Origin of the sequence: Roseovarius sp. (genome assembly GCF_027019125.1) — a bacterium.
Lineage (GTDB): Bacteria > Pseudomonadota > Alphaproteobacteria > Rhodobacterales > Rhodobacteraceae > Roseovarius.
Genome location: NZ_JALUXE010000027.1, coordinates 61,685 through 88,213, shown reverse-complemented (window position 1 = coordinate 88,213; position 26,529 = coordinate 61,685). Strand labels below are relative to the sequence as shown.

The window sequence follows — 26,529 nt, the reverse complement described above, 5'->3', positions numbered from 1 at the left end:
TGTGTCTCGCCCTCTGGATAATCACAGGATCATGGCGAGAATCTGACCATTTCCCTACAGTTTCAAGCCTTTGCACGCGCCCGACGGAACGCGGGCACAGGTACTGGCCGCAGTGCCGTGAAAGCCGCGCAATTTCGCCCTAGTGTCACCACGGGTCACAGTTGATATAGCATTAAAGGCCGCGACTGTCGCAGGGGGTTCGGGTGAAATTTCACATTCAGGATCAGGTGATACGGGTTGCACCCCGCGATACCCCACGCCTGCTGTCTGTCCTGAGCGAGCGGTTGCGCGCGCGGCGTGGCTTTGCCTTGGCAACGCTCAATCTCGACCATCTGGTGAAGTTGCGTCACGATCCTGCGTTTCTGGCGGCCTATATGCAGCATGATCTGGTGGTTGCGGATGGGAACCCGGTGGTTTGGCTCTCGCGCATTGCCGGGCGTCCAGTGGGGCTGGTGCCGGGGGCGGATATGGTGGTGCCAATTGCACGCCTGGCGGCTGAGGCGGGGGTCAGCGTGGCCCTTGTGGGGAGCACCGAAGATGCCCTGCGCGCCGCAGGCGAGGGGCTCTGCGCCCGCGTGCCGGGGCTGGTGATCGCCGCGCGGGTCGCGCCGCCCATGGGGTTCGATCCGGCGAGCCAACAGGGGGCCGAGGTGATCGCCGCGCTGCGCGCCTCTGGCGCGGGGCTCTGCCTTTTGGCGCTTGGCGCGCCCAGGCAAGAGATTCTCGCCGCGCGCGCCCATACCGCTCTCCCGCAAATGGGCTTTGCCAGTATCGGGGCCGGGCTCGATTTCATCGCAGGGGTACAGTCGCGTGCACCTCTTTGGATGCGACGTCTGGCGCTTGAATGGCTTTGGCGCGCGCTCACAAGCCCGCGTCGGATGCTGCCGCGCTATGCGCGCTGTGCGGTTATTCTGCCGGGCTTGATAATTGCGGCGTGGCGTCTGCGCGGCTGACGCTCTGCCGACGCAGACCAAACAGCGCCGCAAGGCCGAGGATCACGCCTGACACCGTAGCGATCATGCCGGCCGCGCTGACTGCATTGTCATAGCCCAGCCAGAGCGGACCATAGCCCGCCAGTACATAGCCCAAGACCGCCGACAGCGTGGCAAAAACAACGCTCCACGCCACCTGACGCCCCAAGCGGTCCGTCATCAGCCGGGCAGTTGCAGGCGGGCAGATGAACATCGCGATCACGATGATCGACCCCACCGCATCAAAGGCCGCCACTGCCGACACAGCCGCCACCGCCACCAATGCCAACCCTAAAATGGCCGTTGGAATGCCCATGGCGCGGGCGAACCCCTCGTCAAAGGTGGCCATCACGAGCGGCCGCCAAAGCAACACAACAAAGAGCGCGGTGAAGGCCAGCACAGCGCCCATGCGCCCCAATTCCGGCGGCAATCCCGCCAAGGCCGCCGGATCAGTCAGCGCTCCCCAGCCGTAACCATCCAGCCAGATCAGGCTTTCAAGATTGCCATACAGCGCATGTTGCACATCAAGATGCACGCCGGACGCAGCACTTTGTTCCAAGAGCAGCACACCACCCGCAAACATGGCGGTAAAGACCACGCCCATCGCCGCCCCCGGCTCGATCCGGCCCAGACGGCGGATTGCCTCGATCAGGATAACGGCTATCAGCGCCGCCGTTGCCGCCCCCAGCATCATCGGCCCGGTGGCGACCATACCGGTAACAAGGAATCCCGCCACGATACCCGGCAGAACCACATGGCTGATCGCATCCCCGATCAACGCCTGCCGCCGCAACAGCAGGAAGTTGCCCGGCAGCGCACAGGCCACCGCCGCTGCAATGCCAATCAGCAGCGGCGTGAGCGACAGCATGACAAAATCCTGTCCCATCACACCGTTCCCTCCGGCCCAAGCCCCCGGTCAAGGGCTGCAATCTGATCGTCTGTCAGCACCTCCTCCAAGGGGGTCAGCCCGTCATAGCGCGCCGCCGCCGCCTCGAACGCCGGGTCCGAGCGCAGGATTTGCCAGCGCCGCTCGTCCAGTCGGGCACGTGCCGCCATGGCGCGCCCTGCCTCGGTCGCGACGCCATCCGCCCGCGCCAGACCGGCGTGGCGCATCAGGCGCAGGGTCAGCGGCTCATAGACCGGTTGCCCTGCCGCCAATGCCAACAGCCCCTGACGCAGATGCACCCGTCGCTGAAACCGCAGATGCCGCACCGCCGCGGCCAGCACACCCCGACCGGGCGCCATTAGAAGCGACAGAACGAACAGCGCAAAGGCCGCCAGCACGATTAGAGGCCCGGTCGGCAGGTCGGGTGCCGTGGCCGAAATCGCAGCCCCCAGATAGCCCGCGACACCGCCTATTGCGCCCGCGATCATCACCACATGGCCTGCACGTTCGGACCAGAACCGCGCCGCCACCGGCGGGATGATCAAGAGCGCGACGATAAGGACGAGGCCCACCACCTTGAGCCCCGTCACGGTGATGGCCAATGCCAACCCCATCATCGCCAGATCGACACGTGCCAGCCGCATCCCCTGCCCCACCGCATATTCGGGGTCAAAAGCCACGAGGATCATGGGCCGATGCAAGAGACGCACCAGCGCGAGCACCGCAGCGCCACCCAAGGCAATGGTCAGCGCCTCATCGCGCAGCATCCCCGCCGTGGCCCCGAGAAGAAAGGTCTCAAGCCCTGCCTGACGCCCGGCATCCATGACCTGCACCACTGTCAGCAGGACAACGCCGAAGCCGAAGAATACCGACAGGACCGCGCCAATCGCTGCATCTTCATGCAACCGCGTGCGCGTTGTCAGCCATGTGACGGCGAGTAGGCCAAGCCCCGCCGACAGCGCCGCCCCCAGCATGAGGCCGGGCAGAAACCGACCTTCGCCGCCAAGCGCTACCATCAGCATGAATCCCAGAACGACGCCCGGCAGAGTGGCATGGCTGATGGCATCCGACACCAGCGCACGCTTGCCCAGATAGAGATAAGTGCCCGTGGCCCCTGCGCCCACGCCCAGCATCATGGCCCCCAGCGTGACCAGCGTGGCGTTGTATCCCAGTTGCAGGGTGAGCGCGTCCCAAAGCATGCTCAGCCCGCCGCCGCGCCACCCATTTGCGCGAGCGCCAGCCGACCGCCATAGGCGGTTTGCAAATGGTCCGGGGTAAACACCTCGGCCACCGGTCCTTCGGCAATTGCGGTGGTGTTGATGAGAAACACACGGTCGAAATAATCTGCCACCGTGGCCAGATCGTGATGCACGGCAATCACCGTCTTGCCCTCGGCCCGAAGCTCGTGCAGCACCGCGATGATTGCCTTTTCCGTGGCCGCATCGACCCCGGCAAAGGGCTCGTCCAAGAGATACAGATCCGCCTCTTGCGCCAAGGCCCGCGCCAGAAACACGCGCTGTTGCTGCCCGCCCGAAAGCTGCCCGATCTGGCGATGGGCGAAGCCCGCCATCCCGACCCGCTCGAGACTGGCCACGGCGCGGGCGCGGTGGCTCGCCCGGATCCGCCCCAAGAGGCCCAATTCGCGGGAGAGACCCATCATCACGACATCGAGCACGCGAGCCGGGAAATCCCAATCCACACTGGCGCGCTGTGGCACATAGGCAATCCGCGCGCGCCGCTCGTTCAGCGGACGGCCCAGGCTTGTGACCTGCCCGGACAGGGGCCGGATGATCCCGAGTGCGGCCTTGAGAAGCGTCGATTTGCCCGCGCCATTCGGGCCGACAATGGCCGTCATCTGACCGGGGCGAAAGCTGACATCAACGGAAAAAACCGCTGGCTTTTCACCATAGGACACTGTCAGACCCCGGATCGACAGGGGACTGTCGGTGTCGGGTGCGGGCCGTGATCCGACCAGTTCCAATGGCATTCTCATCCCCCTGCTGACAGGTTGCCATCCATGCCCCGCGACGGGGCGGTGCCGCCCAATGCAGCGGCGATGGTGGTTACATTATGGTCGATCATGCCCAGATAGCTACCCTCATAGGTGCCGGGCGTGCCCATGGCATCCGAGAACAGCTCGCCGCCGACGATCACCTCATGGCCCTGTGCTGCCGCCCCCTCGATCAGCGCGCGGATATTGCGATCCGAAACGGTGCTTTCGACAAAAACCGCCTTGATTTGACGGCTGACCAACAGATCAACGAGATCACGGATACGCGCGAGACCGGCCTCGGATTCCGTGGACAACCCCTGGATACCCTCGACGCGGTAGCCATAAGCACGGCCAAAATAGCCAAAGGCATCATGCGCCGTGACCAGCACGCGGGCCGGTTCAGGCACAGAGGCCAAAACATCCTTTGCATAGATGTTCAGCCGCGCCAAATCGTCCTTGTAGCGCGCGGCATTGGCGACAAAGAGCTGCGCACTCTCCGGTCTTGCGGCACTCAGCGCTTCGGTGATGCGGTCCACCACCGCGCCCCATAGCTCCGGCACCATCCAGACGTGAGGATCATACCGCCCCTCGTAATCCTCATGCGCGATGCGCGCGCTCTCCGGCACCGCCTCGCCAACGGCAACGACCGGCGACCGCGCCGCCAGCTTGAGGAGAAACTCCTCCATCTGCGCCTCGAGATAGAGCCCGTGCCAGAGCACCAGATCGGCTCGCGCAAGCGCTGCAATGTCGCTGCGGGTCTGACGATAGGAGTGCGGATCAATCCCCGGCCCCATGAGGGCGCGCACCTGCACGTGGTCGCCGCCCACAACGCGGGCCGCATCCGCAATCATGCCGGTGGTGGCGACCACCTCTAACGGGGCGGTTTGGGCAAGGGATGGCCGCGAGGTAAGGGCCACGGCACCCAGCGCAAGGCCAAGCGCACGGCGACGGGTCAGAGGGGAAGAAGTTGCGATGCGATGTAACATGAGAATGAATATGAGAATTATTCGCAACAAGTCAAGGCCTCCTCCACCCCGATTGATCCCCCTCCACTTTCATGCCACCGTCGCGGTCGAGGCACGAGGGAGGGAAACACCATGCAGGGCCAGATGATGCATCGGCCGCTCAGGATCATCGACATCCTGTTGCACGCCGCCGAGGCACATGCCACCGAAGGCATCGTGTCCGCGCGGGTCGAGGGCGATCTGCACCGCCAGACCTACCCGCAAACGCTGGCGCGGGCGGCGCAGCTGGCGCAGGCGCTTACATCACTGGGTGTAGAACCGGGCGACCGGATCGGCACGCTGGCATGGAACGGACACCGGCATTTCGAGCTGTATTACGGGATTTCGGGCATCGGTGCGGTGTGCCACACTCTCAATCCGCGGCTGTCACGCGAGCAATTGCTCTATATCATCGCCCATGCCGGCGACCGGATCTTGTTTCTCGATCTCACCTTTGTGCCGCTGATCGAGGCGCTCTTGTCCGACTTGCCACCCGACCTGCGCTTTGTCATCCTGACCGACCGCGGGCACATGCCCGACTGCGCCTTTGACGCGCTCTGCTACGAAGAGTTGCTGGCGGCGCAGTCCCCCGATTTTGACTGGCCCAGCTTTCCCGAAGATACCGCCGCTGGTCTTTGCTACACCTCCGGCACGACCGGCAACCCCAAGGGCGCGCTCTACACCCACCGCTCCACGCTCTTGCATGCGCTGCAAGTGCCGCTCTGCCAGACCTCGAGCTTTCGCGCCGGGGCGCGAGCGCTGCCCGTGGTGCCGCTTTTTCACGTCAACGCGTGGGGACTGCCCTATGTCGCGCCGCTCACCGGAATGACGCTGGTGATGCCAGGGCCCAATCTTGACGGGACAAGCCTCTTTCGTCTGATGGACGCGGAGGGGGTCTATTCCGCCTGGGGCGTGCCCACGGTCTGGGCGGGGCTGCTGGCGGAAATCAAGGCACAGGGGCGCGTTCCATCAGGATTTGCCGATCTGGTGGTCGGCGGCTCGGCCATGCCGCGCGTGATGATAGAGGCCTATGAGACGCGCGGCGTCGTGGTTTCGCAGGCCTGGGGCATGACCGAAACCAGTCCGATCGGCGCTTATGGCGTTCTTTCGCCAGAGCTGCAGGCGGCACCGCTGGCAGAGCGTATCGCCGCCAAATGCTGCGCCGGGCGACGCCTCTTTGGAGTGGAGTACAAGATCGTCGATGACGCGGGCCAACGCCTGCCGCATGACGGACAGTCGGCGGGCGAACTCTTCATTCGCGGCAATACCGTCATCAGCGGATATTTCGAGAACCCCGAGGCCACGCGCGCCGCGATGGATGCCGAGGGCTGGTTTGGCACTGGCGATGTCGCCTCGGTCAGCCCCGAAGGCCGGCTCACGATCCGAGACCGTTCCAAGGATCTGGTGAAATCAGGGGGCGAATGGATCAGCTCGATTGATCTGGAAAACGCCGCCCTCTCGCATCCCGGCATTGCCGCCTGCGCGGTGATCGCCGTGCCGCATCCGAAATGGGATGAACGCCCGGTGCTTGTGGCGGTGGCCGCAGGGGCAGAGCGCCCGACGCTGGCAGAGGTCTGCACCCATATGGAAACGCATTTCGCCAAATGGCAATTGCCTGACGATCTGCTTTGGGTCGAGGCGCTGCCGTTGACCGCCACGGGCAAGGTCTCGAAGCTCACGTTGCGCGAGCAGTTTGGGGACTACATCCACCCCGACCTACGCGGGGACGGTGCATGAGCACGCTTGATACCGATGCCGTCGCGACATGGCTTGCCGCGCATCTGCCCGGCTTCGAAGGGCCGCTGACGGCACAGAAATTCAGCGGCGGACAATCCAACCCGACCTACCGCCTGACCACGCCCAAATGCAGCTACGTCCTGCGCCGCAAACCGCCCGGCGTGCTCTTGAAATCCGCCCATGCGGTCGAGCGGGAATTCCGCGTGCAGCGGGCGCTCCAAGGCACATCGGTTCCCGTGGCGCACATGCATATTCTTTGCGAGGATGAGCGTGTCATCGGCACACCCTTTTACATCATGGACGAGGTCAAGGGCCGCACCTTTGACGCCCCATCGATGCCCGGCCTCAACCCGCCCGAACGCCACGCCATCATCGACGAGATGAACCGCGTTCTGGCCGCCATACACGAGGTGGACCTCCTGGCGACGGGCCTCACGGATTATGGCCCCTCCGGTAATTACTATCGCCGTCAGGTGGATCGCTGGTGCGCGCAATATACTGCGACCGCCACCGAAGACCTGCCCGACATGACCGCCCTCATGGCATGGCTCGATGCGCATATTCCCGACGACGACGGGCAACGCACTCTGGTGCATGGCGACTACCGGCTCGACAATCTGCTCTTTGAACCCGAGGGCACTGGCTGTGTTGCTGTGTTGGACTGGGAGTTATCCACGCTCGGCCACCCCTACGCCGACCTTGCTGCCGTGATCATGCAATGGTCGATGCCCGCCACCGCAGAGGGGCGCGGCCTATCAGGTGTGGACCGCGCAGCACTTGGTCTCTGGTCGGATGCGGAATTTATCGCCCGCTATTGCGAACGGCGCGGGATTGCACCCATCGAGGGGTTCCATTTCTACCTCGCCTTCAGCTATTTCCGCATGGCGGCCATTCTGCAAGGCGTCAAGAAACGCGCGTTGGATGGCAATGCCTCTGACCCCGCACGCGGCCTGCGGCTTGGGGACTATGTGCCGGAATTCGCCCGCGCGGGCCTGAGCGCCACCAAGGACAAGTCATGACCCAAGACCTCGACCCGAACCTGCTCGAACCGCCCTCGGCGCTGCAAACCCATCTTGGATATCGCCTGATTGCCTGGTCCAAGGACTTTGCGCGGCTGGAATTGCCGCTGGAACCGTTCCTGATGAACCGCCAAGGCTTGCCCCATGGCGGCATTCACGCCACGCTGCTCGATACCGCGATGGGGTTTTCAGGGTGCTATACCGGCGATCCCGCGCGGCAGCAGATGGCGCTCACCCTGTCGCTGACGGTCAGCTATCTGGGTCAGGCCACCGGAACAAAGCTGATGGCCGAGGCACGGCGGACGGGCGGCGGCAAATCCACCTATTTCGCTGAAGGCAAGGTGTGGGATGATGACGGCACTCTCATCGCCACTGGTTCTGGCGTATTTCGACTGCGGCGAGACCACACACAATAATCTTGAATTATGATTACGTTTAGCAAATCCAATTATTAATTATTAAAAGCATCTGTTACACCGCCCGAGGATAACGCGCGTGGCCCATGAAATCGGTCGCACTCTCAGCGGCGCATCCAGACCACCCACCAACGACAACGCACCAGGTAGGAGACAAAAATGGACGGCAACAACATCGGCAAATGCCCGGTCATGCATGGCAGCGTGACCGAAACCGGCACCACCGTCATCGATTGGTGGCCCAAATCCCTCAATCTCGACATCCTGCATCAGCATGACCAGAAAACCAATCCGCTCGGCGCAGACTTCAACTATGCCGAAGAGGTCAAGACGCTCGACTTCGAGGCGGTCAAGGCCGATGTCAAGGCGCTCCTGACCGACAGTCAGGAGTGGTGGCCGGCTGACTGGGGCCATTACGGCGGCCTGATGATCCGTCTCGCATGGCATTCCGCCGGCTCCTACCGTCTGGCCGATGGGCGTGGCGGCGGCGGTCATGGCAACATCCGATTTGCGCCCCTGAACAGCTGGCCGGACAATGGCAACCTCGACAAGGCCCGCCGCCTGCTCTGGCCGGTCAAGAAGAAATACGGCAACAAGCTGAGCTGGGCCGACCTGATCCTGCTCGCGGGCAACATGGCCTATGAGTCGATGGGGCTGAAAACCTTTGGCTTCTCCTTCGGTCGCGAAGACATCTGGCACCCCGAGAAAGACACCTACTGGGGCGCGGAAAAAGAATGGCTGGCCCCCTCTGACAGCCGCTATGAGAGCGTCGAGAACCCGGCCACCATGGAGAACCCTCTTGCCGCCGTGCAGATGGGCCTGATCTATGTGAATCCCGAAGGCGTGAACGGCAAACCCGATCCTCTGGCAACCGCCGGTCAGGTGCGTGAAACCTTCGCCCGCATGGCCATGAATGACGAGGAAACCGCGGCCCTGACCTGCGGCGGCCACACGGTCGGCAAGGCGCATGGCAACGGTGATGCGTCCGCGTTGGGCGCAGAGCCGGAAGCGGCAGATGTGGAAAATCAGGGCTTTGGCTGGGTCAACCCCAACCTTGGCGGCAAGGCTACCAATGCCGTGACCTCGGGTATCGAGGGCGCATGGACCACCCACCCGACCAAATGGGACATGGGCTATTTCAAACTTCTGTTCGGCTATGAGTGGGAACTCACCAAATCCCCGGCGGGCGCGCAGCAATGGCGGCCCATCGACATTCGCGAAGAGGACATGCCGGTCGACCCGACCGACGAGACCAAGCGCGTGATGCCGATGATGACCGATGCGGACATGGCAATGAAGATGGACCCGACCTATCGCGCCATCTGCGAAAAGTTCATGGCCGATCAGGCCTATTTCGAGGATTGCTTTGCCCGCGCGTGGTTCAAGCTGACCCACCGTGATCTGGGCCCCCGGACCCGCTACATCGGCCCGGACGCCCCGCAAGAGGATCTGATCTGGCAAGACCCGATCCCCGCAGGCACGACCGGCTACGACGTCGCCGCCGTCAAGGCCAAGATCGCCGCAAGCGGTCTGAGCCTGTCGGACATGGTTGCCACCGCATGGGATAGCGCGCGCACGTTCCGCGGCTCGGACCTGCGTGGCGGTGCCAATGGCGCGCGCATCCGTCTGGCCCCGCAAAAGGACTGGGAAGGTAATGAACCTGCCCGTCTGGCGCGAGTGCTGGCCTCGCTCGAGCCCATCGCGGCAGAGACCGGCGCAAGTGTGGCGGATGTGATCGTTCTGGCAGGGAATGTCGGCATCGAACAGGCGGCCAAAGCCGCAGGTTTCGAGATCGAGGTGCCCTTTGCTCCCGGTCGCGGCGACGCGACCGCAGAGATGACCGATGCCGAGTCCTTTGGCCCGTTGGAACCGCTGGCCGATGGCTTCCGCAACTGGCTCAAGAAGGACTACGTCGTGTCCCCCGAGGAAATGCTGCTCGACCGGGCACAGCTCATGGGTCTCAGCGCGCATGAGATGACCTGCCTCATCGGCGGCATGCGGGTTCTGGGGACCAACCACGGCGGCACGGCCCATGGTGTCTTTACCGACAAGGTGGGTGCGCTGACGACGGACTTCTTCACCACGCTCACTGACATGAGCTACAAGTGGGAGCCGAATGGCGATGGCACCTATAACATCGTGGATCGCAAGTCGGGCGCGGTGAAACACACCGCAACCCGTGTCGATCTGGTGTTCGGGTCGAATTCGATCCTGCGGGCCTATGCCGAAATCTATGCACAGGACGACGCACCCGAAAAATTCGTGCGCGATTTCGTCGCCGCGTGGACCAAGGTGATGAACGCAGACCGCTTCGATCTGGTCTGATCGCTTCCCTTGATGAAAATAGAACGGCGCGGCGAGGCATCGCCGCGCCTTTTCGTTTCGCACCCGGGTCATCGGCAATCCGGCGCGCGCACATCCTGAGATCGCTTTTGATTCGGAAACAATCGAGCTATCTTGAGACCAGAGCCACACAACAAAGAGGCCGGGCCATGCGAGCAGCATATCTAGGATTACTGAGCGTTCTGATCGGGGCATCCCCAGGGTTGGCCCAGGCCGTTGAGCAATCGTTGCGCCCCCAGATGCGGCCCGGTTCAGGTCTCATCACGGCGGCGGTGATTGTTGCCAGTGACGTGCCGATACGCAGCCTCCGTCCCCAGATCCGTCCCCCTGGCGTGTCAGAGAGCGCCATCGTGCCGGTCAACGCGAATCCCCGTTTCGACAGTTGGGTTGCCGGTTTCCGGAATCGCGCCCTGTCGCAGGGGATCAGCGGTCAGGTGTTTGACCGCGCCTTTCGCGGCGTGACCTTCAATGCCGAGATCGTGTCCAAGGACCGCAACCAATCGGAGTTCAAACGCGAGATATGGGATTATCTCGACAGCGCGATCTCACCCGTCCGGGTCAAGAACGGGCAAGAGGCGCTGCGCAAGCAACGTCGCGCGCTGGAACGGATCGAGGCGCATTACGGCGTGGAAAAAGAGGTTGTTGCCGCCGTCTGGGGCATGGAGAGCACCTATGGCGAACGGCTGGGCGATCTGCCGCTGATTCAATCGTTGGCAACGCTGGCCTATGACGGGCGGCGCGGGGCATTCTTTGAAAAACAGCTCATCGCCGCCTTGCAGATCCTGCAATCCGGTGATGTGACGCCCGAGAACATGAAGGGCTCTTGGGCCGGGGCCATGGGACATACGCAGTTCATGCCCACCTCTTACCTTGCCTATGCGGTGGATTTCACGGGCGACGGCAAGCGCGACATATGGTCGGACAACCCCACCGATGCGCTCGCCTCGACCGCAGCCTATCTCAAACGCTTTGGCTGGACCAAGGGTCAGCCCTGGGGTGTCGAGGTGCAAGTGCCGCGTGGCTTCAGCGCCGGGGCGGCCAAGGCCAAGCGCCTGCCGTCGCAATGGGCGGCGCAAGGCGTCGTCGGCATGGATGGGCGCGCGGTCCGCGACTACGGCAATGCCTCGATATTCTTGCCTGCGGGGCTTCAGGGGCCAGCCTTCATGGTCTTTGACAACTTCGGTGTGATCAAGCGCTACAACAATTCTGATGCCTATGCGCTTGGCGTCGGGCATCTGTCGGACCGGATCGGCGGAGGGCCTGAAATCCGTGGGGCCTGGCCTCGCGGCTATAACCCCCTGTCCTTTGAGGAAAGGATGGAGATGCAGCGCCGTCTGCAACGCAAGGGTTTCGCCATCGAAAAGATCGACGGCATCATCGGCCCCAACACGATCAACGCAATTCGCGCCTTTCAGCAATCCGTGGGGGCGACGCCAGATGGCCTGCCGTCGCAGGAACTGCTGGCGCTGCTGAAACGCTCGTGAGCGCCTGCGAGGCGGACAGCGGCGCTCTGGCGGGCCTCATCTGCTGCCCGACCTGCGATCTGGTTTATACAGCGCCAGAGGTGGCGATGCGGCAACGCGCAGTTTGCGCACGCTGCCATACGGTGCTGATCGCGCCCCGGCGCAAGGCGGGCAAACAGTTGATTTCCCTCGCGCTGACGGTGCTCATTCTCATCGTGGCGGCGGTGCTCTTTCCGTTCCTGTCCATCGGGGCGGGCGGGATGCATCATGACGCATCCATCCTGCAGGCGGCTTTCGTGTTCGAGGGCGGGCTGTCGGTGCTGGCGGTGGCCGTGCTTTTCTTTATCGTGGTGATCCCGGCGCTGCGCCTGCTTTTGTTGATCTATGTGCTCGCCCCCATCATCCGTGACCGCCCGCCTGCGCCCCTTGCGCGCCCCGCCTTTCGCCTCTCCGAGGCGCTCGTGCCTTGGTCCATGGCCGAGATTTTCGCCATCGGCTGCGCGGTTGCCTTGGTCAAGCTGAGCGATTTGGCCGATGTGGCCTTTGGTCCGGCCGCGTGGATGTTCGCGATACTTGTGGTGCTCGTCGTGGCGACAGACAGCCTGATGTGCCGCTATTCGATCTGGGCCTCGCTGGATCAATGAGAACCGCGCGCGACATGGGCCTGGTCGGCTGCACCCGTTGTATGAGAGTTGCCCCGCTCGGCACGGCCCTTTGTCCGCGCTGCGGCAGCATCTTGCACTCCCGCGATCCCATGGCCCTGCAAAAGGTCTGGGCATGGTGGTTGTTGGGTCTTGGCTGTTACATTCCCGCCAACCTCTACCCTATGCTAGAAACGCGGACATTGGTCAGCACGCAGTCCGACACAATCGTGGGCGGTGCCGTGACATTGGCGCAGCATGGCAACTGGGGCGTGGCCCTGATCATTCTGGTGGCCAGTGTGGTGATCCCGGTGGCCAAATTCCTCGTGTTGGCCGGCCTTGCCTTTGGCGTCTGGCGTGGCACGCGCCTGTCACAGGCGCGGCAACATCTGCTTTACGAGATTGTGGAATATATCGGCCGCTGGTCCATGATCGACGTCTTCGTTGTGGCTATTCTGTCATCTCTGGTGCAATTGCAGGCCTTGGCCACGATCACGCCGGGGCGCGCCAGCCTGTTTTTCGCCCTTTCGGTGATTTTCACCATGCTTTCAGCCCAGAGTTTTGATAGCCGCATGATCTGGGACAGCGCCCGCCCGCCTGACGATCAAGAGGACCGCCAACCGTGACCCAAACCGCCACGCCGCCGCCAGAGCCCCCCGTCACCCCAGCAGGGCGCAACCTGATCGACCGCATCTCGGTGATCTGGCTTGTGCCCTTGGCGGCTCTGCTTGTCGTGTTGGGTGTTGCATGGCAGGCCTATTCCGAACGTGGGCCACTTCTCGAGATCGCTTTTGATAACGCGTCCGGCGTGCGCGCGGGAACGACCGAATTGCGCTATCGCGATGTCACCGTCGGGATGGTTGAGGATGTAAGCTTTGCGCCCGGGCTGGACCGCGTGCTGGTCAAGGTGCGCGTGGATCAAGAGGTAGCCCCCTATATCGACGGGGATGCCCAATTCTGGGTCGTGCGCCCCCAAGTCACGGCGCGGGGGGTGACGGGTCTCGGGACGGTGCTGTCGGGCGTGTATATCGAGGGTCTGTGGGATAATAGCCCCGGTGCCGCGGTCACGCAGATCACCGGCCTGCCAGATGCGCCGCTGGAACGTGTGGGACAAGACGGTCTGCGCCTCATGCTGCGCGCGCAGGGACGTGCCTCGCTGGTCGAGGGCGCGCCGGTGGTCTATCGCGGTATCGAGGTGGGGCGCATCGGGCGGCCGCGGATCACTGCCGATGGGGCCTCGGCAGAAGCGGAGGCGCTGATCTTTGCCCCGCATGATCGGCTGATCAACAGCGCCACGCGGTTTTGGGACACGTCCGGCTTTTCCTTTTCTCTGGGGCCCGCTGGCGCGCAACTCGACTTTTCGTCCGTGGCAGCCCTTGTGTCGGGTGGCGTGACGTTCGAGACGATGATTTCAGGTGGCACCGCCGCGCGCGCCGGGGACGACTACACGGTCTACCCCGAGGAATCCGCTGCCCGCGCCAGCCTCTTTCGCGGGGACGATAGCGAGATCCTGACGCTGTCCGCCGTGTTCGAGGACAATATTGCTGGCCTCACCGTCGATGCTCCGGTGGAATGGAACGGGCTGCGCATCGGTCAGGTGAGCGCTCTCAACGGCGTGGTGGACGAGGACAGGTTTGGCGACGGGCGCGTGCGGCTCTTGGTTGATCTCGCGATACGCCCCGGACGGCTGGGGCTGGAGGGGGGCGCAGGGCGCGACACGGCATTGGAATATCTGCACGAAAGCGTCGCGCGGGGGCTGCGCGCGCGCCTCGCCTCGGCCTCGCTTCTGACGGGCGGGCTCAAGATCGAACTGGTCGATGTCCCCGATGCCCCCCCGGCCGAGATCGAAACGATAGAGGGCGGCGACCTGCTCCTGCCTACCACCGAAAGCGAGATCGCCGATGTGTCCGCCACCGCGACGGGCGTCTTCGAGCGGATCAACGCCCTGCCCATCGAAGAGGTGATGGCCGAGGCGATCACGCTCATGCAAAACGCCAATGCTCTGGTCTCGAGTAGCGAGACCCGCGACATACCGGGCAGCGTCAACGCGCTTTTGGATGAGACACGCGGCGTGATCGGTGCACCAGAGGTTCAGGCCCTGCCCGCGCGGCTTGACGCGGTGTTGACCGAAATGGAAACGCTGGTCGCGCAAATCGCGCAAGAGGCACTGGCAAGCAAGCTGAGTGCCGCGCTCAGCGATGCCTCCGCGGCCTCGCAGGGCGTAAGCGACGCGGTCAGCGGCGTACCCGATCTTGTCGCGCGGCTGGATGCCGTGGCGCAAAAAGCCGAGAGTGTCGAGATTGACGCCCTCGCCGCAGAGCTGACCGCCCTCATTCGCAGCGCGGACGCGTTGATCGCGGGAGAGGGGGCGCAGGCGCTGCCCGGCACGCTCAATACGACCCTTGAAGAGTTGCGTCATGTGCTCGCGCAGTTGCGCGAAGGTGGCGTAGTCGAGAATGCCACGGCGGCCCTCGGCTCGGCCCGCGACGCGGCGGATACCTTTGCCGAAGCCGGTCGCGATCTGCCAGGCCTCATTGCCGAGGCCCAAGCGGTGCTGGAACAGGCGCGCGGCACATTGGCAGGCTATGCTGCGGACAACGGCGTGGGCCGCGACGCCCGCGCGGCAATGCGCGAGGTTGAACGTGCCGCCCGCGCCGTGTCATCCTTGGCCCGCGCGATTGAACGCAATCCGAATTCCTTGCTGTTGGGACGATAGAAAGAATGAAGAGATTTTCCGCCCTTCTCATGTTGGCCGCTCTCGCGGCTTGTGCATCGGTCCCCGAACAGCGCCTGACCGTGCCGCGCGCGCCGGTCGAGACCAAGCAGCGGATCGCCTTTGCGTCGGTCGCGCTGCGCGAAGTGTCCTTGCCGGGTTACGCGGCGGGCGAGGACATCTATCTCTCGGATGCGGCGGGCGTATTGCGCACCCAACCGGGCCTCTTCTGGGCAGATGACCCAAGCCGCGCCATCACGCTGGAACTCAGCCGCCATCTGGCGCAGATCACGGGTGCCAGGATCGCGGCAGAGCCTTGGCCATTTGGCGGATTTCCCGAGGCGCAGGTCGAGGTGCGGGTCGAAGACATGCTGGCACAGGAGAGCGGTGTATTCCGCCTTGCCGGGCAATATTTCGTGTCGTCCGAGACCGGCCGGGCAAGGGCGCAACTCTTTGATCTGAGCGTGCCGGTGCCGCTTGAAGCGGGGGCCACCGCCATCGCAGCCGCGCGCTCCCAGGCGGTGCGGGATCTTGCGGTTGCAATCGCCCGCGACGGGCTGCGATAGACCTGCGTTACCGCCGCTTACGTTCCGCCTTGCGGCGTTCAACCGCCGCTTTGCGCTTGGCGCTGCCCAGTTTGCGTTTGGGTGGTTTGCCGCGGGTGGCGCGTGGACCTTTGGGCAAAGTCTCGCCATCAAGGCTCACGAGTTCCAGCGCGATGCCCCCTGTCACCGGCGCGGCCTCGGCCAGCTTGACCGTGACGCGCTGCCCCAACCCGATCAAAAGACCGGTGTCAGACCCCATCAGTGTCCCTGCTTCACGGTCGAAATGAAAATACTCGCGCCCCAATGAGCGCACAGGGATCAGGCCATCCGCCCCGGTCTCGTCCAGTTTCACAAAGACGCCAAACTTGGCGATGCCGCTGATCCGTCCGGTGAATTCCTCGCCCAGACGTTCCGACAGAAACGCCGCCAGATAGCGGTCATTGGTGTCACGCTCGGCCATCATCGACCGGCGCTCGGTGTCGGAGATATGCTGCGCTGTGGCCTCAAGCTGCGCTTCTTCTTCGTGGCTGAGGCCATCTTTGCCCCAGCCATGCGCCGAAATCAGTGCCCGGTGGACCACCAGATCGGAATAGCGCCGAATGGGCGAGGTGAAATGCGCATAGGCCTGCAGGGCCAATCCGAAATGCCCGAAATTCTGCGGCGCATAATAGGCCTGCGTCATCGCCCGCAGGGTGGACATGTTGATGACCTCGGAATGATCCGTATCGCGCGCGGCATGCAAAAGCGCGTTGAGATGCGCGGTCTTGAGCACCTGCCCCTTGGCCAGCACCATCCCCGCCGCCGCCGCCACGTCGCGCAGCGCATCGAGTTTTTCGGGGCTTGGTTCCTCATGCACCCGAAACAAGAGCGCCGATTTGCGCGCGACCAGCGTTTCAGCTGCGGCCACATTGGCCAGCACCATACACTCCTCGATCAGCCGGTGGGCCTCCAGTCGTTCGGTGAAATTCACCGACAGAACCTTGCCCGCATCGCTCAGCACAACCTTGCGCTCGGGCAGGTCGAGATCGAGCGGCTGACGCCGCCGCCGCGCCTCTTCAAGGGCGGCATAGGCAGCATAAAGCGGCTTGATCACCTCCTCCATGAGTGGCGCGCATTTGTCATCTGGCGCGCCATCCTGCGCCGCTTGCACCTGTTGATAGGTCAGCGAGGCGGCAGAGCGCATGAGACCGCGCACAAACCGATGCCCGATCTTGTCGCCAGTCTCGGTGATCTGCATCCGCACGGCGATACAGGCGCGCGGCACCCCTTCGTGCAGCGAACACAGATCGCCCGACAGCCGGTCGGGCAACATCGGCACGACACGGTCGGGAAAATAGCTCGAGTTGCCGCGCTTGCGCGCTTCGTGGTCCAGCGCCGTGCCGGGGCGCACGTAATGCGCCACATCGGCAATCGCGACCCAGATCACATGCCCGCCTGGGTTCTTGGGATCGTCATCGGCATGGGCCCAGACCGCATCGTCATGATCGCGCGCATCCCATGGGTCGATGGTAATCAGCGGCATGTCGCGCAGATCCTCGCGCCCCTTGAGGCCCGCAGGTTTCATCGCATCCGCCTCGGCGATCACCGCATCGGGAAAGGTATCGGGGATTCCGTGCTGATGGATCGCAATCAGCGACACGGCCTTGGGTGCCGAGGGATCGCCCAGCCGGTCGAGCACCCGCGCCCGCGGCAGGCCCATGCGTCCCACCGGCCCCGCCTGTTCCCCTTCGACAAGCTCACCATCATGCGCACCGCCCGTGGCATCCGCCGCCACCAGCCATTCCTTGCCGTCGCCCTTGTCGATGGGCAGGATACGCCCCCCCTCGGCCCCCTTGCGGAAAATCCCCAAGACCTTGCGTGGATTGGTGCCGATGCGACGGATCAGTCGCGCCTCGTAATGGTGGGTCTCGCCCTTGACCTCTTGCAGACGCGCCAGAATACGGTCGCCTGCCCCCATCGCGGGATCAGTGGCGCGCGGGATCAGCAGCACCACAGGCTCCAGCCCCTCGCCCGCCCACTCCAACGGGCGCGCCAGCAATTCACCGTCCGAGGCTGGCCCCGTCACTTGCAAGACGCTCACCGGTGGCAGGCGATCGGGATCGCGATAGGTCTTTTTACGCTTTTCCAGATGGCCCTCGTCCTCCAGTTCCTTGAGCAGGCGCTTGAGGTCGATCCGCGCAGCCCCCTTGATGCCAAAGGCCTTGGCAATATCGCGTTTCGCGGTGAGGGTCGGGTTCTCCGAAATCCATTGCAGGACTTCGATCTTGCTGGGCATCTGGCTCATGGATCGGCCCTAGCACGAAGCACGGGCGGCGTCATCCGGGAAACCACTGAAATCCCGCGTCATGTTTAGAGAATTCTTCACCCTTTGGCCTCTAAGCTCAGCCCTGACCCGCAGAAAGGCGCACGATGAAAGCACCAACTCCACTGGCCCGTCTGGCCCCGCCCCATCGTGGCGGGGTGACGGCCCATCTCACGCGGTCACAAAAGGCAGCGATCATCGTCCGGTTTCTGATCAATGAGGGGGCGGACATCGCGTTGACCGACCTGCCGGATGTGCTCCAGGCTCGGTTGACCACACAGATGGGATCGATGCGCTATGTCGATCGCGGCACGCTCGCCGATGTGGTCGCGGAGTTCGCGCAGGAGTTGGAGGGCATGGGCCTGACCTTTCCACGCGGGGTGGCGGGGGCGCTCAGCGCGCTTGATGGTCGGATCAGTCCTCAAACCGCCGCGCGCCTGCGCAAAGAGGCAGGCGTGCGTCAGCAGGGCGATCCCTGGGAACAGGTCAAAAAGGCCGATCTCGACGCGCTCATCCCGATTGTCGAACGCGAGAGCACCGAGGTCGCGGCGGTGCTGTTGTCCAAGCTCGACGTGGCGCGCGCGGCGGATCTCTTGGGCAAACTGCCCGGTGAACTGGCGCGGCGGATCACCTATGCAGTGTCGCAAACCGGCGTGGTCAGCCCGGAAGCGGTGGACAGGATCGGTCTGGCGCTCGCGGCGGAACTGCATGACATTCCAGAGACCGCCTTTGCCCAAGGGGCGGTCGAGCGTGTCGGCGCAATCCTCAACTTCTCCCCCGCCGCGACGCGCGATGACGTGCTGACCGGGCTGGACGAAGCCGATCAGGAATTCGCGGCCCTTGTGCGCCGCGCGATATTTACCTTCGTGCATATTCCCGAGCGCGTGAAGCCAACGGATATTCCCCGTATCACCCGCGAAGTGGATCAGGCAGTGCTGGTCACGGCGCTGGCCGGCGCTGCCTCGGGCGATCTGGCACCGGTGGCCGAGTTCATCCTCAACAACATGGGTAAACGTATGGCCGAGGCCATGCGAGAGGAGATCCAAGAGCGCGGCCGCGTACGCCTGCGCGATGCCGAAGAGGCAATGACCGCGGTGGTCAACGCCGTGCGCACCCTCGAGGCGGCAGGCGAGATCGCCTATGTCACCGCCCCTGAGGACGATGGCGCGTGACCTCTGGACAAGCCCTGCCTTCCCTCCTACGCTTCTTGTCATGAGCGATTGGAATGGACGCCGTTGGCATGACATGGGCGGACAGGCTGCCGGGCCTGTGCCGATGGAAGGGCATGACTTCGCCCTTTGGGAGAAGCGTATCGACGCGCTGATGGTGCTCTGCGGGCAAAAGGGACTGTTTACCGTCGACGGGCTGCGCCGCGCGCTCGAGGATATGGGCGAGGACGCCTTCGAGAAATACTCCTATTACGAACGCTGGATCGCCGCCGTGAACCAGAACCTGCTGGAAGCCGGAGTCTATTCGCTGGAAGAACTGGCCGCCCGGATGGACGCGGTCGCGGCCCGCGGCCCCACCTATGCCGAGGCGCAAGATGGCTGAGCGGGTGCGGGTCAAGGCTCTCACGCCGCCGGGCCATGTTCGCGCGCCGTGGTATCTGCGCGGCAAGGTGGGCGTGATCGAGCGGCCCTTGGGGGCGTTCCGCAATCCCGAGCAATTGGCCTATGGCCTGCCCGCCGAGGAAAAACCGCTTTTTCGCGTGCGTTTTTCGATGCGCGACATCTGGGGTGAGGCGGCCGAGAACCCTGACGACACGCTCGATGCCGAACTCTACGCGCATTGGCTCGAAAAGGTGGATCACCATGCCTCATGACCACCACGATCACGACCATTTCCACCACGAGGGAATGAGCCCCTCTGGACACCCTTACCGCACCGATAATGATGGCCCACTGACCTATTGGCAGCGCATGGAAATCGCGGTGCGCGAGTTGCTGCTGGAAAAGGGCCATCTTACCCCCACCGAGATTGCCGCACAGATCGAGGCGATGGATGCCCGCTCCCCGGCCAATGGCGCGGCGGTGGTGGCGCGCGCTTGGGTTGATCCCGACTTCAAGACGCGGCTCTTGGCCGATGCCTCTGCGGCGAGCCGCGAGATGGGGTTCGATATCGGTCCACTCCATTTGATCGCGGTCGAGAATACCGCGCAGACCCATAATCTCATCGTCTGCACGCTCTGCTCCTGCTATCCGCGCAATCTCTTGGGCCTGCCACCCGATTGGTACAAGACGCGGGAATATCGCAGCCGCGCAGTGCGCGAACCGCGCGCGGTCCTGCGCGAATTCGGCCTCGATCTGCCCGATGATGTCACAGTGCGCGTCCACGACAGCACCGCCGACATGCGCTATATCGTGCTACCGGCACGCCCCGAAGGCACAGAGGGTCTGGACGAGGCGCAATTGGCCAGTCTCGTCACGCGCGATTCGATGATCGGCACCGGCCTGCCCCGTCAACCCTGACCCGACGACAGGCATGTGCGGGCGCTTTGTCATCACCCTGCCCAATGACGCGATGGCGCAACTCTTTGGCGCGGCTCCCGACAATGACCTGCCTCAGCCCCCTGATTACAACGTCTGTCCTACAGCGCGGATTGCCGCCGTCCGCATGGGAGAGAGCAGCGCTCGGCGGCTGTCGGCCCTGCGGTGGGGATTCCTGCCCTCCTGGTATGACAGCCTGACTGCCGGACCGCTCTTGATCAATGCCCGCGCCGAAACCATCGCCGACAAGCCCGCCTTTCGCGAGGCGGCGCGCACGCGCCGCTGCCTGATCCCATGCACGGGTTTCTACGAATGGACCCGCAACGGCGACAGCCGCCTGCCGTGGTTCATACGGCGGCGGGATGGCGCACCGCTGGTCATGGCCGGAATCTGGCAAAGCTGGACGCGCGGCACCGAGCGGATCGAGACCTGCGCGATTGTGACCTGCGCCGCCAATGACACCATGGCGCGGCTGCATCATCGCATGCCCGTGATACTCGAGCCAAAGGACTGGCCGCTCTGGCTGGGCGAGGCGGGGCATGGCGCGGCGCGGCTGATGCGCCCTGCGCCCGAGGACTGTCTGGAGATGTGGCGCGTCACCCCTGCGGTAAATTCCAACCGTGCGCACGGCCCGGACCTGATCGCGCCGATCCCCGACACGGCGGATTGAATGGCTTCTTTCACTGGGACCCTTTTCTAACCCCGGTCAAACGATATATAGACGTCATGAAAGAGACCCTGTCACATGGCAATGATCCGAGTGTGCGACTGAAATGATCCAGCATCCGATGACACTGACCGGGCCCAAGGAAGACGCGGGCGATCCCGCGGTGGTCGTTGCAACACGCCCCAAGACCAAACGCCCACCGCTTTACAAGGTTCTGCTACTGAATGACGATTACACACCGATGGAATTCGTCGTCGCCGTGCTCGAGCGATTTTTCGGCATGTCACATGCTCAGGCCTTTGAAATCATGCTGACCGTGCACAAGAAGGGGCTGGCGGTTGTTGGTGTGTTCAGCCACGAAATCGCCGAAACCAAAGTGGCTCAGGTGATGGACTTTGCCCGTCGTCACCAACATCCGCTGCAATGCACCATGGAAAAAGAATAGCTTGGCCCTTGCCACTCGCCTGACACTTGCCCTCGCCGACGGGGTTGCGACCCTGCCCGAGACAGGACGCGTTGCCGTATTCACCCCGCGCGCAGGCGCTGATCTGTCGGCTCTGCCAAAAGAGCGCGTGCAAGTGATCACAGCGTTCAAGCCCGACTACGATCACTTTGCCGGCTTGGGATATGACTGTGCCATAGCCCCCGAGGGGCGGTATGGTGTTGCCATTCTCTGTCTGCCCCGCGCCAAGGCGCGGGCGCACGCGCTCCTGGCAGAGGCGGCCGCTGTCACCGATGGCGTGGTCATCGTGGATGGGCTCAAGACCGATGGGATCGAATCGGTGCTACGCGATTGCCGTCGCCGCGTGACGGTCAGCGCGCCACTGTCCAAGGCGCATGGCAAGATTTTCAGTTTTGCCGCAGGCCCGGAGTTTGCCGATTGGGCCGCCACCGCACCGCAGCCCATTTCAGGCAGTTATGTCACCGCACCGGGCGTTTTTTCCGCCGATGCCGTCGATCCGGCCTCGCAGCTTTTGGCCGAAACCCTGCCGCAGGCGCTTGGCGCGCATGTGGTCGATCTGGGCGCGGGTTGGGGCTATCTGAGTGCACGCGCACTGGAGCGCGCAAGCATCACGCGCCTTGATCTGGTCGAGGCGGATCACGCCGCACTCGCCTGCGCACGGCAGAATGTGACGGATCCACGCGCACAGTTCCACTGGGCCGATGCAACCGTCTGGCAGCCCGAGACGCGTGCCGACACCGTCATCATGAATCCGCCCTTTCACGAAAGCCGCAGTGCCGATCCCGATCTTGGCCGCGCCTTCATCCGCGCGGCAGCGGGCATGCTCAAACCCTCGGGCAGCGTTTGGATGGTCGCGAACCGCCACCTGCCTTATGAAACCACGCTTGCGCAGGCCTTTACCTCGGTCCTCGAGGTTGCGGGCGATACGCGCTTCAAGATCCTCCACGCCAGCCGTCCGATGCGACAGGGCAGATAGCACCGCCCGTACGCCATGGACCCAGCTTGAAAGGCCAGACATGTCCTTCTCGATCACCGGAAAAACCGCCATCGTCACCGGGGGAGCCAATGGTATCGGGCTCGCCATCGGGCGCCATTTCGCGGACAAGGGCGCCAATGTCGTCTTTGCCGATATGGATGAGGCACGCCTGGTCAAGGAATTGGGCGAGAATGACGACAGCAGCAACATCAGATATTTTGCGGGCGACCTGCGGCAAAAGCTGACGCAGGCCAATCTCCTGTCAGCGACGATCGACGCTTTCGAACAGGTGGATATCCTTGTCAACGCCTGCCGCCAGATCGTACCGTCAGACGCGCTCAACCCGGATGACGATGCGGTCGAGATGCTGCTGGAACAGAACCTCTTGACCGCCCTGCGCATGAGCCAGCAAGTCGCGCGCCGAATGATCAAGCAATCCGAGGGTCAGACCGAGGGCAGCGCGGGAACCATCGTCAATCTCTCATCCATCGCCGCGCGCTGCACGCATCCGGATCTCTTGGCGTATTCGGTTTCCTCAGCCGCCCTCGATCAGATGACACGTAGCCTCGCCCTTGCTCTGGCACCGCACCGTATTCGCGTCAACGCTCTGGCCTTTGGCTCGGTCATGAGCGCATCGCTCAAGGAGACGCTGAGGGAACACAGCGATTACCGCTCTGACATCGAGTGTCACACTCCTCTGGGGCGGATTGCCTCGGCGGCGGAACTAGCCGAGGCGGTGCATTATCTGGCCTGCGATGGGTCGGCATTCATGACCGGGCAAATCATGACGGTGGATGGCGGACGCACCCTGCTTGACCCCTGTGCGGCCCCGGCGCACTAATAGGCATCATGGCCCTAGGACTAAACGAATGACCGACGATTTCACCCAGCAGAAGACCCGCGCCGCCGCATGGTTCCGCCAATTGCGCAACGACATCGTCGCCGCTTTCGAGGGGTTGGAAGACAGCCATGCCACCGGACCGATGTCAGAGGCGGCGCCCGGACGGTTCGAGGTCAGCGAGACCCGCCGCCACAGCGATGACGGATCGGACGCCGGCGGTGGGCTCATGAGCGTGATGCGTGGCGGCCGTGTGTTTGAAAAGGTCGGCGTCAATGTCTCCGAAGTGTACGGCACCTTGGGCGAAGCGGCCCAGCGTGCGATGGCCGCGCGGGGCGTGCCAGGCATGGACAGCGACCCGCGGTTCTGGGCTTCTGGCATCAGCCTTGTTGCGCATATGCAAAATCCGCACTGCCCGGCCGTGCATATGAACACCCGCATGTTCTGGACCCCTCATGCGTGGTGGTTCGGTGGTGGCTCTGATCTCAATCCTTGCATCGAGTATCCCGAGGATACGGCGCATTTCCATGCACAGCAGCAGGCGCATCTCGACCCGCACGGGTCGGATCTCTATCCCAAGCTCAAAGCCTGGGCTGATGAGTATTTCTATGTGCCGCATCGCAACCGGGCGCGCGGCGTGGGCGGAATTTTCATGGATGACCGCAACACAGGCGATTGGGAAGCCGATTTTGCGCTGACGCAGGACATCGGGCGCGCCTTTCTGCCCGCCTATGTGCCGCTGGTGGAAAAGCGCAGGAGTCAGCCGTGGTCGGACGCGGACAAGGACACGCAGCTTCTGCATCGCGGCCTCTACGCCGAATACAACCTCGTCTATGACCGGGGCACCAAATTCGGGCTGGCCACGGGACACGATGCCAACGCCGTGTTGATGAGCCTGCCACCTCTGGCAAAATGGGTCTGAGCGCGTCTCAGGCGACCAGTTTCGACAAATCCGCCGCCGCCGCGCGCATTGCATCCAAGAATTCCAGCGCCTGCGCGATGCTGAAGCGTTGCGTTGGCGCATGAAAGGCGAGCGTCGCCATCAACCGGTCATTGACATCGAGGATCGGCACAGCGAGGGCAATCATATCCTCCATGAACTCTTCTCGGTCGAGCGAATAGCCCTGATCACGCACAAGCTGAATTTCTGCCAAGAGCGCGTCGGGATCGGTCAGAGTATTCGGGGTGCGGGCCACAAGATCAGTGGCCGACAGGTAGCGCACAAGATGGCTGCGCGCCAGCGTGCTGAGATACATCTTGCCGCTTGCGGTACAATAGAACGGCACGCGCGTACCGATGGGCAGCTGTATCCGCAGCGGCCATTGCGTCTCGACCCGTTCGAGATAGATCATCGCGTCCCGATCCGGCAGGGCGATGTTGCAGGTCTCGCCGATCTCTCCGCTCAACCGTTTGAGGATCGCCTGCCGCGCCGTACGAATGCGCAGCGACGAAAGGATGCCGCCCGCCATCGTGCGCAGGCGCGGTCCCGGCGAATAGGTGCGCCCATCCATGTCGCGCTGGAGAAATCCTTCTCCTTCCAGCGTGGAAAAGAGGCGATGGATGGTTGGCTTGGGCAGCCCGAGCGTTGCATTGATCTCTGTGGGCGTCACCGGCACGCCCACACGCGCAATTTCCTCAAGCACGAGCAAAAGCCGCAGATTGGTTGGGATCGTTCCTGCGTCGTCGCCATCCATGATCAGCCCCTTCTACCGTTGCGGAAGCAGCGCCGTTGAAAGGACCGGCACCAGAGCCACGAGCAACCAGACCGACAAGAGCGCCACGAGATAGGGCACGGTGTAGCGCAACAGCTTGAAATAGGGAACGCCCGTCACCCCGGAGGCCACATAAAGGTTGAGACCATAGGGCGGCGTGACAAACCCGATCGAGGCGCCGACCAGGAAGATAACCGCGAACTGCACCGGCTCGACCCCGACGGAATGGGCGATAGGGGCCAGAATGGGGGCGAGGATGATCGTCACCGGCAGGCTCTCGAGCACCATGCCGCAGACAAAGACGATGGCCATCGAGGTAAAGAGCACCGCGTAATAGCCACCCATTGAGGTCACGAAATTTCCGATCACTTCCTGCGCACCCAGAACCGACAGGATTTGCTGCATCACCACCGAGACCGCGATGAGCGGCGCGAGAATGCCCGTGATCTGCGCCGAGCGCATCGTGATCGAGGGTAACTCCAGCGGGCTGAAACCTTCGACCACCAGCATTTCCGAGATCTTCTTTTCGCTGACGTCCCGCCCCTTGGCACCGCCCATCAGCTTGTAGAGCGGCAGGCTAAGAAAGCCCACAATAACGCAAAACCCCACCGTCACACCCGCCGCCTCAGTAGGTGAGAATTTGCCGGTGTAGATGCCCCAGAGCACGAGGCCGATGGCAAAAAAGCCCAACCAAGCGCCGATGGCGGTCTTGAAGACGCGCAGCGGGCTGAGCGGGATGAGGAAACCCCAGCCATTGCGCCAGCAGATCAGGAAGGCCGCCAGCATCATGGCCAACACCATCAGTGTGCCCGGAATGATGCCCGCGACAAAGAGTTCGGAAATCGGCAGGTTGAGCAAGAAACCATAGACGATGAAGATGATCGAGGGCGGGATGATGATGCCCACCGTGCCGCCCGCCGCCGCTGTCGCAGCCGAAAAGCGCGCATCATAGCCACCCTTGACCATCTCGGGGTGCAGCATCGAGCCGATGGTCGCCGTCGTGGCCGAGTTGGACCCCGAGATTGCCGCGAACAGCCCGCAAGCGCCAAGCGCCGCCATGGCCAACCCGCCCCGTATCCAGCCAAGGCAGGCATAGGCGAAATCGCTCAAGCGCCGCGCGATCCCGGATCGGTTGATGAGATCGCCGGTCAGAATAAAGAGCGGCATCGCCAGAAGCGCAAAGCCGTCGGTGAACACATCCCCGAGCGCCCCGCCGATATTCTGGAGCGGCATACCGAGAACGAAGGAAACGCCGATCACCCAATAGCCAATGACCAGAAACACCGGCACACCCAGCATGAAGAGAAACGTTACACCGATGGAGATCGCGGTGATGAGAGTTGGGTCGCTCATG

General features: G+C 63.4%; 26 protein-coding genes. 19 read left to right on the top strand and 7 right to left on the bottom strand.

Annotated elements, in window-relative coordinates:
• Positions 1-203 precede the first annotated feature (203 nt).
• Positions 204-953: a WecB/TagA/CpsF family glycosyltransferase gene (locus MVC20_RS08660; protein ID WP_297540403.1), complete on the top strand. Its 750-nt coding sequence runs from the start codon at positions 204-206 to the stop codon at positions 951-953.
• On the opposite strand, the gene MVC20_RS08655 is transcribed toward MVC20_RS08660, so the two are convergent.
• Genes MVC20_RS08655 through MVC20_RS08640 form a run of 4 tightly spaced genes read right to left on the bottom strand, consistent with a single transcriptional unit; the run spans position 907 to position 4,836 of the window.
• Positions 907-1,857, bottom strand: a complete 951-nt coding sequence (locus MVC20_RS08655) for a metal ABC transporter permease (RefSeq protein WP_297540400.1) — start codon at positions 1,855-1,857, stop codon at positions 907-909. The two genes, MVC20_RS08660 and MVC20_RS08655, sit on opposite strands and share 47 nt — an antisense overlap.
• On the bottom strand, positions 1,857-3,056 hold the full coding sequence (locus MVC20_RS08650; RefSeq protein ID WP_297540398.1) for a metal ABC transporter permease: 1,200 nt from the start codon (positions 3,054-3,056) through the stop codon (positions 1,857-1,859). The genes MVC20_RS08655 and MVC20_RS08650 overlap by 1 nt, the downstream gene beginning before the upstream one ends.
• Positions 3,057-3,058: 2 nt before the next feature.
• The gene (locus MVC20_RS08645) at positions 3,059-3,850 is read right to left on the bottom strand and encodes a metal ABC transporter ATP-binding protein (RefSeq protein WP_297540396.1); all 792 of its coding nucleotides are present in this window, start codon (positions 3,848-3,850) and stop codon (positions 3,059-3,061) included.
• Positions 3,847-4,836, bottom strand: a complete 990-nt coding sequence (locus MVC20_RS08640) for a zinc ABC transporter substrate-binding protein (protein ID WP_297540394.1) — start codon at positions 4,834-4,836, stop codon at positions 3,847-3,849. Before MVC20_RS08640 ends, MVC20_RS08645 begins: the two co-directional genes overlap by 4 nt.
• A 111-nt stretch (positions 4,837-4,947) precedes the next feature.
• Here MVC20_RS08640 and MVC20_RS08635 point away from each other — a divergent pair, with 111 nt between their 5' ends.
• From MVC20_RS08635 to MVC20_RS08595, 9 genes are all read left to right on the top strand, one after another.
• Entirely contained in the window at positions 4,948-6,591 is a 1,644-nt protein-coding gene (locus MVC20_RS08635) for a long-chain fatty acid--CoA ligase (RefSeq protein WP_297540392.1), read from the top strand.
• Positions 6,588-7,610 (top strand): phosphotransferase family protein, encoded by a 1,023-nt coding sequence (locus MVC20_RS08630; protein WP_297540390.1) that lies wholly within the window; start codon positions 6,588-6,590, stop codon positions 7,608-7,610. Before MVC20_RS08635 ends, MVC20_RS08630 begins: the two co-directional genes overlap by 4 nt.
• Positions 7,607-8,026, top strand: a complete 420-nt coding sequence (locus tag MVC20_RS08625) for a PaaI family thioesterase (protein ID WP_297540388.1) — start codon at positions 7,607-7,609, stop codon at positions 8,024-8,026. The genes MVC20_RS08630 and MVC20_RS08625 overlap by 4 nt, the downstream gene beginning before the upstream one ends.
• A gap of 159 nt (positions 8,027-8,185) precedes the next feature.
• Positions 8,186-10,351 (top strand): catalase/peroxidase HPI, encoded by a 2,166-nt coding sequence (katG, locus tag MVC20_RS08620; RefSeq protein ID WP_297540386.1) that lies wholly within the window; start codon positions 8,186-8,188, stop codon positions 10,349-10,351.
• 257 nt (positions 10,352-10,608) lie between these two features.
• Positions 10,609-11,853, top strand: coding sequence for a lytic murein transglycosylase (locus MVC20_RS08615; RefSeq protein WP_297540384.1), 1,245 nt, complete (start codon positions 10,609-10,611; stop codon positions 11,851-11,853).
• Positions 11,850-12,476 carry a paraquat-inducible protein A gene (locus MVC20_RS08610; RefSeq protein WP_297540383.1) on the top strand — a complete coding sequence of 209 codons (627 nt, stop codon included), beginning with the start codon at positions 11,850-11,852 and terminating at the stop codon, positions 12,474-12,476. Before MVC20_RS08615 ends, MVC20_RS08610 begins: the two co-directional genes overlap by 4 nt.
• The gene (locus MVC20_RS08605) at positions 12,473-13,099 is read left to right on the top strand and encodes a paraquat-inducible protein A (protein ID WP_297540381.1); all 627 of its coding nucleotides are present in this window, start codon (positions 12,473-12,475) and stop codon (positions 13,097-13,099) included. The genes MVC20_RS08610 and MVC20_RS08605 overlap by 4 nt, the downstream gene beginning before the upstream one ends.
• Positions 13,096-15,189: an MlaD family protein gene (locus MVC20_RS08600; RefSeq protein ID WP_297540363.1), complete on the top strand. Its 2,094-nt coding sequence runs from the start codon at positions 13,096-13,098 to the stop codon at positions 15,187-15,189. Before MVC20_RS08605 ends, MVC20_RS08600 begins: the two co-directional genes overlap by 4 nt.
• 29 nt (positions 15,190-15,218) lie before the next feature.
• Complete coding sequence (locus MVC20_RS08595; protein WP_297540361.1) at positions 15,219-15,752, top strand: ABC-type transport auxiliary lipoprotein family protein; 534 nt, start codon at positions 15,219-15,221, stop codon at positions 15,750-15,752.
• A 7-nt stretch (positions 15,753-15,759) separates the two neighbouring features.
• On the opposite strand, the gene rnr is transcribed toward MVC20_RS08595, so the two are convergent.
• Entirely contained in the window at positions 15,760-18,015 is a 2,256-nt protein-coding gene (gene rnr / locus MVC20_RS08590) for a ribonuclease R (RefSeq protein WP_297540359.1), read from the bottom strand.
• A 125-nt stretch (positions 18,016-18,140) separates the two neighbouring features.
• Here rnr and MVC20_RS08585 point away from each other — a divergent pair, with 125 nt between their 5' ends.
• The 9 genes from MVC20_RS08585 (at position 18,141) to hemF (ending at position 24,385) form a co-directional block, all read left to right on the top strand.
• Positions 18,141-19,205: a FliG C-terminal domain-containing protein gene (locus MVC20_RS08585; protein ID WP_297540358.1), complete on the top strand. Its 1,065-nt coding sequence runs from the start codon at positions 18,141-18,143 to the stop codon at positions 19,203-19,205.
• A gap of 40 nt (positions 19,206-19,245) precedes the next feature.
• Entirely contained in the window at positions 19,246-19,584 is a 339-nt protein-coding gene (locus MVC20_RS18925) for a ScnB-like protein (RefSeq protein ID WP_363320741.1), read from the top strand.
• The gene (locus tag MVC20_RS18920) at positions 19,577-19,855 is read left to right on the top strand and encodes an SH3-like domain-containing protein (protein WP_363320740.1); all 279 of its coding nucleotides are present in this window, start codon (positions 19,577-19,579) and stop codon (positions 19,853-19,855) included. The genes MVC20_RS18925 and MVC20_RS18920 overlap by 8 nt, the downstream gene beginning before the upstream one ends.
• On the top strand, positions 19,845-20,501 hold the full coding sequence (gene nthA / locus MVC20_RS08575; protein WP_297540356.1) for a nitrile hydratase subunit alpha: 657 nt from the start codon (positions 19,845-19,847) through the stop codon (positions 20,499-20,501). The genes MVC20_RS18920 and nthA overlap by 11 nt, the downstream gene beginning before the upstream one ends.
• 13 nt (positions 20,502-20,514) lie before the next feature.
• Positions 20,515-21,189: an SOS response-associated peptidase gene (locus MVC20_RS08570; protein ID WP_297540355.1), complete on the top strand. Its 675-nt coding sequence runs from the start codon at positions 20,515-20,517 to the stop codon at positions 21,187-21,189.
• Between the two features lie 103 nt (positions 21,190-21,292).
• On the top strand, positions 21,293-21,631 hold the full coding sequence (gene clpS / locus MVC20_RS08565) for an ATP-dependent Clp protease adapter ClpS (RefSeq protein WP_037274334.1): 339 nt from the start codon (positions 21,293-21,295) through the stop codon (positions 21,629-21,631).
• A gap of 1 nt (position 21,632) precedes the next feature.
• Positions 21,633-22,625, top strand: coding sequence for a methyltransferase (locus MVC20_RS08560; protein ID WP_297540354.1), 993 nt, complete (start codon positions 21,633-21,635; stop codon positions 22,623-22,625).
• Positions 22,626-22,665: 40 nt separating this feature from the next.
• The gene (locus MVC20_RS08555; RefSeq protein ID WP_297540353.1) at positions 22,666-23,466 is read left to right on the top strand and encodes an SDR family oxidoreductase; all 801 of its coding nucleotides are present in this window, start codon (positions 22,666-22,668) and stop codon (positions 23,464-23,466) included.
• Between the two features lie 28 nt (positions 23,467-23,494).
• The gene (hemF, locus tag MVC20_RS08550) at positions 23,495-24,385 is read left to right on the top strand and encodes an oxygen-dependent coproporphyrinogen oxidase (RefSeq protein WP_297540352.1); all 891 of its coding nucleotides are present in this window, start codon (positions 23,495-23,497) and stop codon (positions 24,383-24,385) included.
• Between the two features lie 7 nt (positions 24,386-24,392).
• On the opposite strand, the gene MVC20_RS08545 is transcribed toward hemF, so the two are convergent.
• Positions 24,393-25,157: an IclR family transcriptional regulator gene (locus tag MVC20_RS08545; RefSeq protein ID WP_297540351.1), complete on the bottom strand. Its 765-nt coding sequence runs from the start codon at positions 25,155-25,157 to the stop codon at positions 24,393-24,395.
• A gap of 12 nt (positions 25,158-25,169) precedes the next feature.
• Positions 25,170-26,528 carry a TRAP transporter large permease gene (locus MVC20_RS08540; RefSeq protein ID WP_297540350.1) on the bottom strand — a complete coding sequence of 453 codons (1,359 nt, stop codon included), beginning with the start codon at positions 26,526-26,528 and terminating at the stop codon, positions 25,170-25,172.
• Between the last annotated feature and the right edge of the window lies 1 nt (position 26,529).

Coding starts and splice junctions, on each gene's coding strand:
- MVC20_RS08605 (WP_297540381.1), top strand. CDS start 12,473: ATGAGAACCGCGCGCGACATGGGCCTGGTCGGCTGCACCCGTTGTATG.
- clpS (WP_037274334.1), top strand. CDS start 21,293: ATGATCCAGCATCCGATGACACTGACCGGGCCCAAGGAAGACGCGGGC.
- katG (WP_297540386.1), top strand. CDS start 8,186: ATGGACGGCAACAACATCGGCAAATGCCCGGTCATGCATGGCAGCGTG.
- MVC20_RS08555 (WP_297540353.1), top strand. CDS start 22,666: ATGTCCTTCTCGATCACCGGAAAAACCGCCATCGTCACCGGGGGAGCC.
- MVC20_RS08615 (WP_297540384.1), top strand. CDS start 10,609: ATGCGGCCCGGTTCAGGTCTCATCACGGCGGCGGTGATTGTTGCCAGT.
- MVC20_RS08630 (WP_297540390.1), top strand. CDS start 6,588: ATGAGCACGCTTGATACCGATGCCGTCGCGACATGGCTTGCCGCGCAT.
- MVC20_RS08570 (WP_297540355.1), top strand. CDS start 20,515: ATGTGCGGGCGCTTTGTCATCACCCTGCCCAATGACGCGATGGCGCAA.
- MVC20_RS18925 (WP_363320741.1), top strand. CDS start 19,246: ATGAGCGATTGGAATGGACGCCGTTGGCATGACATGGGCGGACAGGCT.
- MVC20_RS18920 (WP_363320740.1), top strand. CDS start 19,577: ATGGCTGAGCGGGTGCGGGTCAAGGCTCTCACGCCGCCGGGCCATGTT.
- MVC20_RS08650 (WP_297540398.1), bottom strand. CDS start 3,056: ATGCTTTGGGACGCGCTCACCCTGCAACTGGGATACAACGCCACGCTG.
- MVC20_RS08640 (WP_297540394.1), bottom strand. CDS start 4,836: ATGTTACATCGCATCGCAACTTCTTCCCCTCTGACCCGTCGCCGTGCG.
- MVC20_RS08625 (WP_297540388.1), top strand. CDS start 7,607: ATGACCCAAGACCTCGACCCGAACCTGCTCGAACCGCCCTCGGCGCTG.
- MVC20_RS08635 (WP_297540392.1), top strand. CDS start 4,948: ATGCAGGGCCAGATGATGCATCGGCCGCTCAGGATCATCGACATCCTG.
- rnr (WP_297540359.1), bottom strand. CDS start 18,015: ATGAGCCAGATGCCCAGCAAGATCGAAGTCCTGCAATGGATTTCGGAG.
- MVC20_RS08645 (WP_297540396.1), bottom strand. CDS start 3,850: ATGAGAATGCCATTGGAACTGGTCGGATCACGGCCCGCACCCGACACC.
- MVC20_RS08540 (WP_297540350.1), bottom strand. CDS start 26,528: ATGAGCGACCCAACTCTCATCACCGCGATCTCCATCGGTGTAACGTTT.
- hemF (WP_297540352.1), top strand. CDS start 23,495: ATGACCGACGATTTCACCCAGCAGAAGACCCGCGCCGCCGCATGGTTC.
- MVC20_RS08595 (WP_297540361.1), top strand. CDS start 15,219: ATGTTGGCCGCTCTCGCGGCTTGTGCATCGGTCCCCGAACAGCGCCTG.
- MVC20_RS08655 (WP_297540400.1), bottom strand. CDS start 1,857: ATGGGACAGGATTTTGTCATGCTGTCGCTCACGCCGCTGCTGATTGGC.
- MVC20_RS08585 (WP_297540358.1), top strand. CDS start 18,141: ATGAAAGCACCAACTCCACTGGCCCGTCTGGCCCCGCCCCATCGTGGC.
- nthA (WP_297540356.1), top strand. CDS start 19,845: ATGCCTCATGACCACCACGATCACGACCATTTCCACCACGAGGGAATG.
- MVC20_RS08545 (WP_297540351.1), bottom strand. CDS start 25,157: ATGGATGGCGACGACGCAGGAACGATCCCAACCAATCTGCGGCTTTTG.